Origin of the sequence: Rhodococcus sp. 15-2388-1-1a, from assembly GCF_002259145.1 — a bacterium.
In the GTDB taxonomy this organism is placed as follows: Bacteria; Actinomycetota; Actinomycetes; order Mycobacteriales; family Mycobacteriaceae; genus Rhodococcoides.
This window is the reverse complement of sequence record NZ_NPFP01000003.1, coordinates 187,439-201,241: the sequence shown is the minus strand read 5'-3', so window position 1 is coordinate 201,241 and position 13,803 is coordinate 187,439. Positions and strand designations below refer to the sequence as shown.

The following is a 13,803-nucleotide window of genomic DNA, read 5'->3' as shown; positions in this document are numbered from 1 at the left end:
CCCGATGAAAGTGCTTCGCGTGCACGAGACTCTCGGCGATTCCGACACGTACGGAGGAATCGACGCGGGCGATGCCTTCCTGCCGCACCGCGACTCACGGGTCAAGGGTCCGGCGAATGTCGTTCCGGCAACGGCCTTCTGGCTCACCCGAGCCCGGATGGTCGACGTCCCCGCCCCCACCTCGCTCGGGTCGCACGCCGTTGTAGTGCTCTCGGGCGAGGTGCGGGTGGACGTACGCGACCGCAGCCCGGCTGTGCTGACCGCCGGAGACCTGGTGTTCGCGAACGTCGCCAGTCCCGAGACCCTGACGATGACCTGGGACGGCTTCGCGTGGTTGCTCTACCTCGCGCTGGACGACTGGCTGCCGGAAGCAGGCGACAACGAAGCCCGACCCGACCCGGCGATCCGACAGGGCCGGCCGTCGCTGACGTGGATCTACGACGACGGCGGAACCTCACGGACCGAGCCGCTGCGCTGGCCGAGCGACCTGGCTCCGGTACCGCCGGTCGAACAGTGGCCCCGCTCGCTCGGAGCATTCGTCACCCGCCGCGATTACGGCGAGGACGGGTACGTTCCCGGCGTGTGGCACAACGGCCCGCGACCGCAGTTGGGCGTCACGCTCAACGGCAGGGCCGAGAACGAGACCGGGGACGGAACGGTGACCTCGCCGGTGGCAGGCGACATCGCCTACATCGACGACGTGACCGGAGCAGGCCACGTCACGCGCGGTCTCGGTGATCGGTGGATGCTGTTCGTTACAGTTGATCCGGAACACCTGCGTTTCGTACCGGAGAAGTAAGTCCCTCGCCGAGGAGGAGGCCCGACGTGCCGATCGCTGCGTCACCCGTGGAGTTCTCCACCGTCGGGCTTCCCTCCGTCGAGCGAATACAACGGTGGGAGGGACACAACTCCGAGGTGCTCATCGGACTGAGATGCCGCAGCCTCGAAGGCGGGTCCCTCGAGGCCACCGAAACCAACGTCCAGGTCGGATCGGTCGGCCTGGCCCGCGTCGTCGGAACCTCCCATGTCGTCGAGCGAGATGCCGAGCTGATTCGGCGTCGGCCGTCGGACTCGGTGGTCCTGTACTTCAGCCTGGTCGGCGATGCGTTCTTCTACTCGGAGGACGGAGTGCGCACCGTCGGCCCCGGCCAGGTGCTGCTGTGCGACGCCGACAGAGCCTTCATGCGCGGGTTCTCGCACGGCCTCGAGGAACTCGTGGTCAAGATCCCACGCGGCATCTACTCCGACGTCACCGGAGAGGACTCTCTCGCGGCCCCGATGGTCTTCGACTTCTCGGCGAACGGCAACGTGCACGCCGCCGCCCTCGCTGCTCGGGTGAGCCGAGCGACTCGCGCCGACGGGCCGACCGCACCGGACGAGCGGACGATCCTCGAACTGGTCTCCGTCCTGACCGGTGGAACGCGCGGCGACGTCGGTGCGGCGCATCGCGCGTCTGCCCGCTCCTACATCGAGCGCCGTCTGACCGACGCGTCGTTGTCTGCCACCGACGTGTCCGACGCCATCGGCATCAGCGCCCGGCACCTGTCCCGAGTCTTCGCCGCCGACGGCACCAGCGTGCCCAAGTACATCCTCGAGCGACGCCTCGCCCGTGCACACACGGTGCTCACCTCGCCGTCGGGACGCTCGACGTCGATTGCCGAGATCGCCGCCTCCTGCGGATTCTCCTCTGCCGCTTACTTTTCCAGTGCCTTCTCGGCGCGGTTCGGAGCCAGAGCATCGGACGTTCGACGCGACTCCGTGGTGGCGCGGTCGGTGCACTAGTTTCACAATTGCGCCACCGTTGTCGATTTGCGCCGAGATGACCGCGATCGATGGCCACCTCCGGTGTGATGCAGGACACTGGGTTGCAAGACCCGAGATCAACGTCGGGCGCAACGAAGGGTGTGTTCCATGCCGGTGTTCGACGACGGCCAGAAGGCCACAGAGCTGCCCGATTCCTCGGTGGTCGAGACCGACGTTCTCATCGTCGGCTCGGGGCCGGCCGGTGGATCCGCAGCACTGCTGCTGTCCACTCTCGGAATCCCCAACATCATGATCACCAAGTACCGCTGGACGGCCAACACTCCACGCGCTCACATCACCAACCAGCGCACCATGGAGGTCTTCCGCGACGTCGGTATCGCAGACCAGGTGCTGGCCGACGCCACCGAGCACGGGCTCGTCGGAGACACCGTGTTCTGCACCTCGATCGCGGGCGAGGAGATCGGCCGCATCCGCACGTGGGGTACCGGGGCCGACCGCGAAGCGGACTACCAGCTCGCCTCGCCGTGCCTGACCGTCGACATTCCCCAGACGTACCTCGAGCCCATCCTGGTGAAGAACGCGACGATGCGGGGAACCCAGGCCCAGTTCTCCACCGAATACCTCTCGCACGTCCAGGACGCCGACGGGGTCAGCGTCTCGGTGGTCGATCGACTCACCGGACACCGCTACACGATCCGTGCCAAGTACCTGATCGGCGCGGACGGGGCGCGTTCCAAGGTGGCCGCGGACATCGACCTTCCGCTGGAGGGCGCGATGGACATCGCCGGGTCGATGAACATCACCTTCAAGGCCGACATCGCCGAGTACGTCGGACACCGACCGTCGGTGCTGTACTGGGTGATTCAGCCCGGATCCAACGTCGGCGGTATCGGTGCCGGGTTGGTTCGCATGGTCCGGCCGTGGAACGAGTGGCTCGTGGTCTGGGGATTCGACATCGCACAGCCACCGCCGGTGGTGAACGAGGCGGCCGCCATCGAGATCGTTCGCAGCCTGCTGGGCATGCCGGAGCTCGACGTCGAGATCACCGGAACATCGTTGTGGGGCAACAACGAAATGTACGCCACGCATCTGCAGAAGGGCCGGGTGTTCTGTGCGGGCGACGCCATCCACCGACATCCGCCGAGCAATGGGCTCGGCTCGAACACCTCGATCCAGGACTCCTACAATCTCGCGTGGAAGATCGCCGCGGTGCTGAAGGGTCAGGCAGGCGAAGCGTTGCTCGATACCTACACCGCCGAGCGTGCCCCGGTGGCCGAGCGAATCGTCAAGCGTGCCAACCGCTCCGGTCGTGAGTTCGCAGACCTGTTCCACGCCCTCGGGGTCACCGACGCCAAGACCGAGGAGGAGATGGTCGAACGCATCGAAGAGCGTAAGGCCAACACGCCTGCGGGCGCGGCGAAGCGGGCCGCGCTGGTGAAGGCGATGGAGATCAAGAACTACGAGTTCAACGCCCACGGAGTCGAATTGGGCCAGTTCTACACGTCCTCGGCCGTTGTGCCCGACGGGGTTCTGCCCGAGGCGGTACGAGACCCGGACCTGTACTACCAGGTCTCCACCGTGCCGGGATCGCACCTGCCGCACGCCTGGGTGGGCGACAACATGCACAAGTTCGCGATGATGGATCTCGCGCCCTACGACCGCTTCACGCTCATCACGGGAGTGGCCGGATCGGATTGGGAGTCGGCGGCGGACAAGATCGGTCACGAACTGGGTGTGGCCGTCGAGGTCGTCGTCATCGGGCCCGGACGCGATGTCACCGACCTGTACTTCGACTGGTCTCGGCTCCGTGAGGTGACCGAGAGCGGTGCATTGTTGGTGCGCCCCGACAAACACATCTGCTGGCGTGCACACGAACTCGCGGCAGACCCCGAGGACGCCCTGCGGCAGGCGTTGACGGCGGTCCTGTCGCGATGACCTACGACTTCGCCTACGAGGCGAACCCGATGCGGGTGCGATTCGGTGCGGGCTCGCTGTCGGCTCTGGCCGACGAGCTCGATCACCTCGGTCTGCGGCGCGTCCTCGTTCTCTGCTCGCCGAGCCAGAAGGGTACAGCCGAACGTATTGCCTCGATGCTCGGAGACCGATGTGTGGGCGTACGGGCCGACGCCGTGATGCACGTGCCGTCGGAGGTGGCGAAAAGATCCAGCGCCGAAGCCCTTTCCCTCGGAGCCGACGGCTGCATCACCGTCGGCGGCGGCTCCTCGATCGGCCTCGGCAAGGCCATCGCCCTCGTGCACGGGCTGCCGATCGTCGCGGTTCCCACCACGTACGCCGGATCGGAGATGACCCCGGTGTGGGGTCTGACGACCGACGGACGCAAGGAAACAGGTCGCGACATCAGGGTGCTGCCGCGCAGCGTCGTCTACGACCCCGAGCTGACGACCGGCCTTCCGGTCGACATCTCCGTCACGAGTGGAATCAACGCCGTGGCGCATGCCGTCGAAGCGTTGTATGCACCCGACATCAGCCCCATCGTCGCGCTGATGGCCGAGGACGGGGTGCGCGCGCTCGCATCGGCGCTCCCCGCGATCGTGGCCGATCACCTCCATCCGCAGGCGCGCAGCGACGCCCTCTACGGTGCCTGGTTGTGCGGTGCCACTCTCGGTGCCACCACGATGTCGTTGCACCACAAGCTGTGTCACTCTCTCGGCGGTACCTTGAACCTGCCGCACGCTCCGACCCACACCGTGGTGTTGCCGCACGTGTTGGCCTTCAATCAGTCGGCTGCACCGGGCGCAGTGACGGCGCTCTCGCGTGCGCTTCCCGGTTCCGGTGACCCGGCAACCCGGTTGTGGGAGCTCTGTCGCGGACTCGGAGCGCCACGCTCTCTGGCCGAATTGGGTATGAAGGAGAAGGACATCGACCGAATCGCCGACGACGTGACGAGCAGATCGTACGGAAACCCGCGGCCCGTCACCCGTGAGGCCGCCACCGCCATTCTGCACGCAGCGTGGGCCGGCGACCCGCCGACCGACATCGGACAGTGAGAGAGACCATGACCGAGCAGACCATGACCGGACAAGCACAGGATGCCGTCGAAGAGCGGTTGGTGGAGAACGTACTTCGATCGTTCGACGACTGCACCGACCCCCGGTTGAAGCAGGTGATGACCTCGCTGGTGCACCACCTGCACGGGTTCATCCGAGATGTGCGACTGACCGAACAGGAATGGAACACCGCCATCGGCTTCCTGACCGAGGTCGGTCACATCACCGACGACCGCCGTCAGGAGTTCATTCTGCTTTCCGACGTCCTCGGGGCGTCGATGCAGACGATCAACGTGAACAACCCCGCCTACGAGGACGCTACCGAGGCGACCGTGTTCGGCCCGTTCTTCGTCGACGACGCGCCGCGTATCGAGAACGGTGGTGATGCATCGGGAGGTGCTGCAGGACAACCGTGCTGGGTCGAGGGAACCGTGCGCGACACCGCGGGCACACCGATCCCCGGAGCGCGCCTCGAAATCTGGGAAGCCGACGAGGACGGGTTCTACGACGTTCAGTACGACGACGCACGCGTCGGCGGTCGAGCGCATCTCTACAGCGACGACGACGGGAACTATCGATTCTGGGCGCTGACTCCGACTCCGTATCCGATTCCGCACGACGGGCCGGTCGGACGAATGCTCACCGCGACCGGTCGCTCGCCGATGCGGGCATCGCACCTGCACTTCATGGTGACGGCACCGGGGATGCGCACGTTGGTGACACACATCTTCGTCAGCGGCGACGAACTGCTGGGCAGCGACACCGTGTTCGGAGTGAAGGAATCCCTGATCAAGGACTTCGTCGAGCAGCCGTCGGGAACACCGACTCCGGACGGTCGCGACGTCGGCGACAAGACCTGGGCCAGAGCCGACTTCGACATCGTGCTCGCACCGGCCGACGTCTGAGGGTGCCGGTTGGCTCAGGTCCGGCCTGAGGTGATCGAATCGACGAACGGGGTCAGCAGCAGCGCAAAATCATCTGCAGCAGCCGCAATATCGTGCGGGGGCTCGGGGATGTAGCTCAATGCCAGACGCACGATCGCCCTGCTGATGACGTCTGCCTGCCGTGGGCTCGCACCGACCCATCCGCGTTGGAAGGTGTTCGCGAGTCGGTCTCCCGCGCGCTCGATCAGTACGGCACTGTCGGTGGTGATCAGGCGGAGCAGATCCTCGGGGGCGTCGCCACCGTGCAGTGATCGCACGAGAGGATCCAGTGCGCTCAGCTGGAAGAACGACGAGAAACCCTGGCGCAGGGCAGCGCCGGCATCGTCGGGATGCTCGTACAGCGCGGTTTCGCACAGGTCGACGAATATGTCCGTCAATCTGATGGCGTACCCCTGTGCGACGCCGCGTCGTGAACCGAACTCGTTGTACAGGCTCTGTCTGCTCAGGCCTGCCGCCTTCGCGATGTGACTCATCGTGACGTTGCGCCAGTTGCGCTCGTGCAACAACTCGCGCAACGCATCGAGCGCGGTATCGCGCGCAAGAGTGGACGCGGCTTCACGGTATCGACCGGGGGTCGACGTCTGTTCGGCTGCGGGCATGAACACGACTCTATCGAACGACCGCATGGGGTTGATCCAGCCAATCCTCTCCGAGGAGATCCCGATCGATGGGGTCTCCGCTCGCGATGAGGGATCTGATCTGCCTGATGTCCTTCGGGAATCCCACGCCGATGGCCCCGACGAGCTTCTCGTCACGCAGCGCGCATGCCGTGAAGCGGCGGTCGGCGATGGTGCCGCGAACCACGACGTACTCGTCGTCGACACCGGTCCACCCCGCGAACTGCAGGTTGACGCCGTGCTGAGTCGACCACCCCCACGGCACATCGAGATTGCCGACATCGAGACCGAGAATGGACCGTGCCGCCCGAGTCGCCTGATCGACGGCACCGTTCCAATGCTCACTCCGATAGGTGCCGCCGAGAATCGTGTTGGGGACCTCCGCGACGTCGCCCGCGGCGTAGATGTTCGGTGTCGAGGTACGCATCTCCGCGTCGACCAGGACTCCGGAACGAATGTCGAGGCCGTGTTCGGCTGCCAGCTCGACATTGGGCACCGAACCTGCCGACACCAGGACGGTGCCGGCCGACCAACTGCGTCCGTCCTGTGCGACGGCACGAAGGGTGCCGTCGTCCTGCTTGTCGAGACTCGTCACGGTGACGTCGGTGTGCATCGTTATACCGTTGTCTGCGTGTAGGTCTCGGTACATCTGCGAGATCCCCGCCGGAGCGATACGACTCAGTGGAGCCGACGCTGCCTCCAGCACCGTCACCTCGGCACCGAGCGACCGCGCAGCCGCGGCCGCCTCGCATCCGATCAATCCGCCGCCGATCACCAGCAGTGATCCGGTGCGGAGGATGTCGGCATGCAGTGGTGCGACATCGGCGGAGGTGCGCAGGGTGAACACGTGCGCAGAACCCGGCAGATCGAGTTGCCGAGCCCGAGAACCCGTTGCCAACAGCAGGGCGTCGTACGGGACCGAGTCGCCGTCGTCGAGCAGCACGGCCGAGTCGGTGATGGCGACAGCTGTGACGCCCGTCCGGACGTCGACACCCTCGATGGCTGCACCCAACCGGACCTGATCGACCGATTTGGTGCCCAGCAGCAGCTCCTTGGAGACCGCCGGGCGACGGTAGGTGGCCTCCTGCTCGCTTCCGATCTGCGTGATGGATCCCGTGAAGCCCTCGGCGCGTAGCACTTTGGCGGCGGTATACCCGGTGGCGCCGGTGCCGACGATCACGACGTCAGCGGGTTGCCGAGCAGTCACCCGCGCTCGACCTCGACCATCTCGAAATCGGCCTTGGCAGCACCACAATCGGGGCACGACCAGTCGTCGGGGATGTCGTCCCAGCGCGTGCCCGGCTCGATCCCGTCCTCGGGCCAGCCCAGTTCCTCGTCGTACTCGAATCCACATTGAACACAGCGGTAGAGCTTCATGCCTTACTCCTGAAGTCGATTTTCTCGCGGACACCGCAGTCGGGGCACGGCCAGTCGTCGGGTACCTCGGACCATGCGGTGCCGGCCGGAAAGCCCTCGCGTGGAGCGCCGTTGGTCTCGTCGTAGACGAACTCGCACACCGGGCACTCGAAGGCGGCCATCACTTGGCTCCGTGTGCAGCGAGGATCTTCTCTCGCTTGGACGGCTGGATGTTGACCTTCGTGATGTCACCGTCGTAGTGATCGAGAACGCGGTGGTCCATCACCTTGCGCCACACCGGCGGGAAGTACGCCAGCGAAATCATGCTCGCGTATCCGCTCGGCAGATTGGGCGCTCCGTCCATGCTGCGCAGAGTCTGGTAGCGGCGGGTGGGGTTGGCATGGTGATCACTGTGTCGCTGAAGGTGATACAGGAAGATGTTGGTGACGATGTGATCGGAGTTCCAGCTGTGCTCGGGAGTGCAGCGCTCGTAGCGGCCGTTCTCCTTCTTCTGACGCTGCAGGCCGTAGTGCTCGAGGTAGTTGACCGTCTCGAGCAGTGAGAATCCGTAGATGGCCTGAATCACCAGGAACGGCAGCACGATCGGACCGAACACTGCGACGAGTACCGCGTAGAGGACGACGGACATCAGCCAGGCGTTGAGTACGTCGTTCTGAATGCTCCACGTGCTCTTGCCCAATCGCTCCATGCGCGTCTTCTCCAGCTCCCACGACGACTTCAGGCTGCCCCAGACGCTGCGGGGGAGGAAGGCCCAGAAGCTCTCGCCGAACTTCGAGCTCGCCGGATCCTCGGGGGTGGCGACGCGGACATGGTGGCCGCGGTTGTGCTCGATGTAGAAGTGGCCGTAGAACGTCTGTGCCAGAGTGATTTTCGACAGCCAGCGCTCCAGGCTGTCCTTCTTGTGGCCGAGCTCGTGTGCAGTGTTGATGCCGACGCCGCCCATCACGCCGATGCTGATGGCCAGACCGATCTTCGAGATCAGGCCGAGCCCGCCGTCGATGCCGAGCCACGACAGGTTGTTCGCCGACCAGAGGTAGCAGGCGAACACCAGACTGGCGAGCTGGAACGGAATGTAGGCGTAGGTGCAGTAGCGGTAGTACTTGTCTTCCTCGAGTGCCTTCATCGCCTCGTCGGGAGGGTTGTCCCCGTCGGGCCCGAAGAACCGATCGAGAATCGGGAGCAATCCGTAGACCAGCAGCGCGCCGATCCACCACCAGACCGGAGCCACCGCGTTCCAGCCGAGCTGATTGAAAGCCCACACCAGGCCGGTCGCCAGGAACACCGCCGTCGGCGGAATCAGGCCCATCAGCCAGAGGTATCGCTTGCGGTCGTGCCACGCGTCGACCGGCGCCTGCGCCTGGTCGTCGACATTCGATGCGGTCATCGTCACTCCTCGTGTAAGGCCGATCACTGTGGGTTGGACAATACACAAGATTTGTCAGGCTGTTGTACAAAATCAGAAATTTGTACAAACAATGTCTGGGACTGTGGCTGCGCCCACAGCACCACCGTTTGGACAGATCCAGCTGCTACCTTCCGACTCGTTGTGGCCGGTCACAAACGGCCGCAGCGCTCGTAGGTCCGTCTGTATCCCGTCGGGGGTACTTCACAACAGGAGTAGTTATGGACGCATTCATCGCCAAGATCATCGTCGACGTCATCCTCGGACTCATCGGCAGCGGAAGCGCCGAGAGCGGCAGCACTGCAGTGAGTGCACTCATCGGATCCTGACGTCGAACGGCTGCGCCGGTGCAACACCGGCGCAGCCTGCCCGAGAGTCGTGTCGCGGTGAGAGGACGTCGTTTGTAGTCTTAGCCGCAACGAAAGGGCACCCATCCAGCCATGAGCTACGACAACGACTACCCGTACGGCGACCATCGCAGCTCTCGTAGTCGCAGCAGGCGTCGTCGTTCCAAGAAGAGAACCGGTCGACGCATCCTGCTCGGTTTCGGTGTGTTCGTCGTCGTAGCGCTCGGACTCGGTGCCTGGCTCGCCTACACCGCCAACACCGCGTACACCTACCTCGAGCAGGCTCGTGACTACGCCCAGTCGGCGAAAACCGCACTGCTGGCGGGGGATACGCAGAAGGCCGAGACCTCCGTGGACGACGCGGTGCGTACCTCGACCCACGCGAAGGACGCCACCGATTCACTGATCTGGAAGGCCGCCGCAGCGATTCCGTACGTGGGTCAACCGCTGGATGTCGTCTCGCAGATCACCGACGTCGTCAACGGGCTGACCGTGGATGTGCTGACGCCGTCGGTCGAGGTGGGGGCCACACTCGATCCGAGTCAGCTCCGCGGACCCGACGGTGCCATCGACATCGCCGCCCTGCGCGACGCCTCGCCCGCCCTGTCTCAGGCGTCCGCCGCGGCCGACGTGCTCAACGCACAATCCCAGGCGATCGAAGAGCCGACGTTCGTCGCGCAGATCGGTGACGCTCGAATTCAGTTGCAGGATCAGACGCACGAGCTGACGACACTGTTGACCAACACCGACATCGCCGCGAAAGTGCTCCCCGCGATGCTCGGTGCCGACGGCCCACGCAGCTACTTCATGGCCTTCCAGACGCTGTCGGAATCTCGCGGAACCGGTGGCCTGATAGGCGGACTCGGCATCGTGCGTGCCGTCGACGGCAAGGTCGCGGTCGACTCGCTCGGTAGTAATCGCGAGCTCCGAATTCCCTACGACCCGATCGATCTCGGTCCGGACTTCTTCAACTTCTACGAGAGTCGCTTCCAGCCCACTCAGAATTGGCAGAACAGCAACGTCAGTCCGCACTTCCCGTACGCGGGGCAGATCTGGCAGTCGATGTGGGAGCAGGAAACTGGCGAACGTGTCGACGGCGCTCTGGCCACCGATCCCGTTGCCCTCGGCTACATCCTCGACGTCGTCGGCCCGATCACGATGGGCGACGGTGAGGTGATCGACGGATCGAATGTCGTCCAGATCACGCAGTCCGATGCGTACTTCCGCTTCGAGGACGACAACACCGCGCGCAAGGCGTACCTGCAGGACATCGCAGCCCGCGTGGTCGCAAAGATGCAGGGCAACATCGGATCTCCCAGCGCGCTGCTCGAAGCACTCGGCAAAGCGACCAGTGAAGGCCACATCGCCGTGTGGAGCGCCGACCCGGCTCTGCAATCGATCCTGGGACCGACCAAGATCGGCCACGAAGTTCCCGAGAGCCCCGACCCGTACGCCGCGGTGGTGGTGAACAACGGTGCAGGCGGCAAACTCGACTACTACCTGCAGCGCAAGGTCACCTACTCCGCACAGTCCTGCGACGGCCCGACACGGACCACCCGCGTCGTCGCCGAGATCACCAACAACGCTCCGCAGCAGGACTACACCACCTACATCGCCGGCAGGCAGAACGAATCGACCCGATACGACGGACCTCCGGGAACCAACCGATCGGTGGTGGCGCTGTACGCAACTCAGGGCGCAACGTTGACCGATGCCACCATCAACGGAACCCCTCTGTTTCTGCTGACTGCTGCCGAACGGGGCCATCCGGTGTTCTACGTGCCCGTCGTCATCGAGCCCGGACAGACCAAGACCATCGAGTACAACCTCGTCGAACCGACCGTTGCAGGCGAGGCGCAGGCACCGGTGCAGCCGCAGTCGGTTACGGCACCGACCGAGGTGGATTTCCCCGCCTGCAACTGATGCACCGTCGCCCATGAGGCAGAATCCCCCGCGTGCGGAGAACTCGACTGTGGATCGCCGGTGCAGTCGGGTTGGCGCTCGCCGCCGCGCTCGTGGCAGGACCACTGAAGAAGCCGGCGCTCACGGTCCGCAACGCGCACTGCTTCGGGTGGAGCGTCAACGACACCGGCCCACGGTTGGTGACGCTGGGAGACTCGATGGCGCAAGGTAATTCACGCGTCGACTGGGGAATTCACGGCGACACGGCGTGGTATTCGTACCTCGTGTGCGGGGACGACGCTCCCGCGGCCGACGGTGGCAACCTGGGAATCAACGGCGCGACGACGCCGCAGATCCTCGCCCGAACCGACGACGCACTGGCAGCGAACCCGGACATCCTCGTTGTCAACGGCGGCACCAACGACCTCGCCCGGTCGGTTCCGCTACCCCGGATCATCGACAACCTGCGCACGATCCTGGACCGGGCACGCGACGTCGACACGGTCGTGATCGCCACGGTGCCGTCGTCGCGCAAGGTCAGTGCCGACGACCTGAACGGCGAGATTCGAGCACTGGCCGCCGAGCGCGGCATACCCGTCGCAGAATTCGCGCCACTGCTCGATCGACCCGGAGCCACCTTCGACGGCGTGCACCCCACCGCGAGCACGGCTGCCGAGATGGCGGCCGAGGTTGCTGGAGCGGTCGGAGTTCGAAAGACGTAACCGCCGTCGTGCCGGATGCGCGGGTCTGAGCGTTCGGAACCGTGTCCAGGACGCGGAATACCGCCGATCGGAGTCGATAGTGAACGCTGAGGTGCGGCGGCCTGTGGATAACTCGGATCTATCCACAGGTTTCGAAAACGGCACTGGCGCAGGCGTCGTCGATCGTTCACCGTATCGGTATGGGGGTAAACACAGCGGTCGATCTGATGGCGCGGGGGATGAGTCGCAGCACCATCACGCGTAGGACTGCGTCCGGGCAGTTGATTCGAGTACTTCCCGGAATCTACGCGACAAACGAGCCCGATTTCTTGGACCTGTGCACTGCGGTGACTCTGTGGAAGCCCGACGCTGTACTCAGCCATCTGACCGCGGCGTGGGTGTGGGGATTGGTCGAGGAAGAGCCGCCGCAGGTCACGGCGACAGTGCCACCTTCGGCCCGGCAGCAGTCACCGGAGTGGGTGAAGATCCATCGACGACGCATCCCCGAGTCGGACCGGTGCCGTGATCTTCCGGTGGTGGCGTTGGCTCAGGTATTCGTCGACGTGGCGGCAACTCTGACGGGTGAGGAGTTGGAGCGATTCTTCGACACGGCAATCGCGCGGCCGGCTCTGCGGCGTCGAATCGCGACGGCGTGCGAACTGTCTCGCGGGATGCGCGGCATGAAAGCCGTACGGAGACAACTGCGTCTGTGCTGCCTCGGCACTCGATCCGAGGCCGAGCGAGTGGTGGCACGAGCACTGTCCGCCCGACACTTCTTCATGGAGATCAATGCGCGGGTAGGGCCGTATTTCGGCGACCTCGTGGACTTTCGGGCACGGGTGATCGTGGAGATCGACGGACGCGAGTTCCACACGTCCAGCCGGGTATTCGACAGCGATCGTCGACGCCAGAACAGGCTGATCCTGGAGGGGTGGTTGGTTCTGCGCTACTCGGCCGTGCAGGCGTTGGGTGACACGCGACGCGTGGTGGACGAGATCATCGAGGTGGTCAGGCGTCGTCGACGTTCGATCGATGCAGTCGGCCGGGCACTGCCGCGGACGTGAGCGTTCGGAACCGTGCGAGGGGCGCGGAAAGCCGCCGATCGGAGTCGATAGTGAACGCCGAGGTGCGCGCTCAGAGGCGGCCCTGTTGGACCGCGACGATGACGAGGGCGATCACAGCAATCGTGAGGATTGCTAAGAGCGCCAAGTGAATTGGATCGGTCGAGCCTGGCGGCCGAACCCCGTTCGGACCCCTTTTCTGGAGCATGTCACAGACTGTAGGTCACTTTCTCGGATTGTGCACAGGATAGGTGGTACAAACCGAGGCCGAACTGCCTCGTGGACTCGCACATGTGTTCGATAATGCGTAGAGTCGGGCTCGGCGGAGTTGGGAGGGAAGCCCGGCTCCGCCGCCCAATCGTGGAAGGCCCAGTGAGGTGGACGGTGATCCGATGGACGACGTGCTGCGCAAGGTCGAGGAACTGAAGGCGTTGGTCGTAGAGCTCGAGGCGCTGGATCGACAACGCGTCGGACTGGGGGATCGGCTGGTGGATCTGGAGCATTTCTTTCGCAGAGCCGGATGCCCCGAACTGTCGCAGCAAGCCCTCGATGCGTTCATGGTGACCTATGCGGGCCGAGTGTTCGAGTTGGCCGACGGTATGCGGGGATAGGCGCAAGTTTTCCACTTTGCGGACCAGGTGGTTTCGTCTGTGGTTGACTTGTCCATCCACGTCGTGACA

At 64.8% G+C, this 13,803-nt stretch carries 14 protein-coding genes; 9 read left to right on the top strand and 5 right to left on the bottom strand.

The features are described 5' to 3' along the window. Window positions 1–4 precede the first annotated feature (4 nt). The 5 genes from CH302_RS02760 to CH302_RS02740 all read left to right on the top strand — a co-directional run bounded on the left by CH302_RS02760 (window position 5) and on the right by CH302_RS02740 (window position 5,677). Window positions 5–799, top strand: coding sequence for a hypothetical protein (locus CH302_RS02760; protein WP_037193891.1), 795 nt, complete (start codon window positions 5–7; stop codon window positions 797–799). Between the two features lie 26 nt (window positions 800–825). Beyond that, window positions 826–1,782 (top strand): helix-turn-helix domain-containing protein, encoded by a 957-nt coding sequence (locus CH302_RS02755; RefSeq protein WP_037193894.1) that lies wholly within the window; start codon window positions 826–828, stop codon window positions 1,780–1,782. Window positions 1,783–1,911: 129 nt separating this feature from the next. Beyond that, on the top strand, window positions 1,912–3,699 hold the full coding sequence (locus CH302_RS02750) for an FAD-dependent oxidoreductase (RefSeq protein WP_037193895.1): 1,788 nt from the start codon (window positions 1,912–1,914) through the stop codon (window positions 3,697–3,699). Continuing rightward, window positions 3,696–4,772, top strand: a complete 1,077-nt coding sequence (locus tag CH302_RS02745; RefSeq protein ID WP_037193897.1) for a maleylacetate reductase — start codon at window positions 3,696–3,698, stop codon at window positions 4,770–4,772. Before CH302_RS02750 ends, CH302_RS02745 begins: the two co-directional genes overlap by 4 nt. Before the next feature lie 8 nt (window positions 4,773–4,780). Then, window positions 4,781–5,677, top strand: a complete 897-nt coding sequence (locus tag CH302_RS02740; protein WP_037193899.1) for a dioxygenase family protein — start codon at window positions 4,781–4,783, stop codon at window positions 5,675–5,677. A 14-nt stretch (window positions 5,678–5,691) separates the two neighbouring features. On the opposite strand, the gene CH302_RS02735 is transcribed toward CH302_RS02740, so the two are convergent. Genes CH302_RS02735 through CH302_RS02715 form a run of 5 tightly spaced genes read right to left on the bottom strand, consistent with a single transcriptional unit; the run spans window position 5,692 to window position 9,094 of the window. Next, entirely contained in the window at window positions 5,692–6,315 is a 624-nt protein-coding gene (locus CH302_RS02735) for a TetR/AcrR family transcriptional regulator (protein WP_037193901.1), read from the bottom strand. A 10-nt stretch (window positions 6,316–6,325) separates the two neighbouring features. Continuing rightward, window positions 6,326–7,540 carry an NAD(P)/FAD-dependent oxidoreductase gene (locus tag CH302_RS02730; RefSeq protein WP_037193902.1) on the bottom strand — a complete coding sequence of 405 codons (1,215 nt, stop codon included), beginning with the start codon at window positions 7,538–7,540 and terminating at the stop codon, window positions 6,326–6,328. Then, complete coding sequence (locus CH302_RS02725) at window positions 7,537–7,710, bottom strand: rubredoxin (protein ID WP_027495558.1); 174 nt, start codon at window positions 7,708–7,710, stop codon at window positions 7,537–7,539. The genes CH302_RS02730 and CH302_RS02725 overlap by 4 nt, the downstream gene beginning before the upstream one ends. Then, the gene (locus CH302_RS02720) at window positions 7,707–7,871 is read right to left on the bottom strand and encodes a rubredoxin (RefSeq protein WP_037193905.1); all 165 of its coding nucleotides are present in this window, start codon (window positions 7,869–7,871) and stop codon (window positions 7,707–7,709) included. Before CH302_RS02720 ends, CH302_RS02725 begins: the two co-directional genes overlap by 4 nt. Beyond that, window positions 7,871–9,094, bottom strand: coding sequence for an alkane 1-monooxygenase (locus tag CH302_RS02715; protein WP_037193907.1), 1,224 nt, complete (start codon window positions 9,092–9,094; stop codon window positions 7,871–7,873). The genes CH302_RS02720 and CH302_RS02715 overlap by 1 nt, the downstream gene beginning before the upstream one ends. A 458-nt stretch (window positions 9,095–9,552) precedes the next feature. Between CH302_RS02715 and CH302_RS02710 the strand changes: the two genes are divergently transcribed. The 4 genes from CH302_RS02710 (at window position 9,553) to CH302_RS02695 (ending at window position 13,734) form a co-directional block, all read left to right on the top strand. Beyond that, window positions 9,553–11,382 carry a DUF4012 domain-containing protein gene (locus CH302_RS02710; RefSeq protein WP_052047940.1) on the top strand — a complete coding sequence of 610 codons (1,830 nt, stop codon included), beginning with the start codon at window positions 9,553–9,555 and terminating at the stop codon, window positions 11,380–11,382. A gap of 32 nt (window positions 11,383–11,414) precedes the next feature. After that, a complete protein-coding gene (locus CH302_RS02705) occupies window positions 11,415–12,083 on the top strand; it encodes an SGNH/GDSL hydrolase family protein (protein WP_176460627.1) in 669 nt (222 codons plus the stop codon). Between the two features lie 179 nt (window positions 12,084–12,262). Further along, window positions 12,263–13,126, top strand: coding sequence for a type IV toxin-antitoxin system AbiEi family antitoxin domain-containing protein (locus CH302_RS02700; RefSeq protein WP_037193912.1), 864 nt, complete (start codon window positions 12,263–12,265; stop codon window positions 13,124–13,126). 389 nt (window positions 13,127–13,515) lie between these two features. Continuing rightward, the gene (locus tag CH302_RS02695; RefSeq protein WP_037194183.1) at window positions 13,516–13,734 is read left to right on the top strand and encodes a hypothetical protein; all 219 of its coding nucleotides are present in this window, start codon (window positions 13,516–13,518) and stop codon (window positions 13,732–13,734) included. Window positions 13,735–13,803 lie beyond the last annotated feature (69 nt).

Bases quoted from the DNA above. Each gene is read 5' to 3' on its own strand.
- CH302_RS02720 (WP_037193905.1), bottom strand. From the start codon at position 7,871: ATGGCCGCCTTCGAGTGCCCGGTGTGCGAGTTCGTCTACGACGAGACC.
- CH302_RS02760 (WP_037193891.1), top strand. From the start codon at position 5: ATGAAAGTGCTTCGCGTGCACGAGACTCTCGGCGATTCCGACACGTAC.
- CH302_RS02750 (WP_037193895.1), top strand. From the start codon at position 1,912: ATGCCGGTGTTCGACGACGGCCAGAAGGCCACAGAGCTGCCCGATTCC.
- CH302_RS02710 (WP_052047940.1), top strand. From the start codon at position 9,553: ATGAGCTACGACAACGACTACCCGTACGGCGACCATCGCAGCTCTCGT.
- CH302_RS02700 (WP_037193912.1), top strand. From the start codon at position 12,263: ATGGGGGTAAACACAGCGGTCGATCTGATGGCGCGGGGGATGAGTCGC.
- CH302_RS02695 (WP_037194183.1), top strand. From the start codon at position 13,516: ATGGACGACGTGCTGCGCAAGGTCGAGGAACTGAAGGCGTTGGTCGTA.
- CH302_RS02740 (WP_037193899.1), top strand. From the start codon at position 4,781: ATGACCGAGCAGACCATGACCGGACAAGCACAGGATGCCGTCGAAGAG.
- CH302_RS02715 (WP_037193907.1), bottom strand. From the start codon at position 9,094: ATGACCGCATCGAATGTCGACGACCAGGCGCAGGCGCCGGTCGACGCG.
- CH302_RS02725 (WP_027495558.1), bottom strand. From the start codon at position 7,710: ATGAAGCTCTACCGCTGTGTTCAATGTGGATTCGAGTACGACGAGGAA.
- CH302_RS02745 (WP_037193897.1), top strand. From the start codon at position 3,696: ATGACCTACGACTTCGCCTACGAGGCGAACCCGATGCGGGTGCGATTC.
- CH302_RS02735 (WP_037193901.1), bottom strand. From the start codon at position 6,315: ATGCCCGCAGCCGAACAGACGTCGACCCCCGGTCGATACCGTGAAGCC.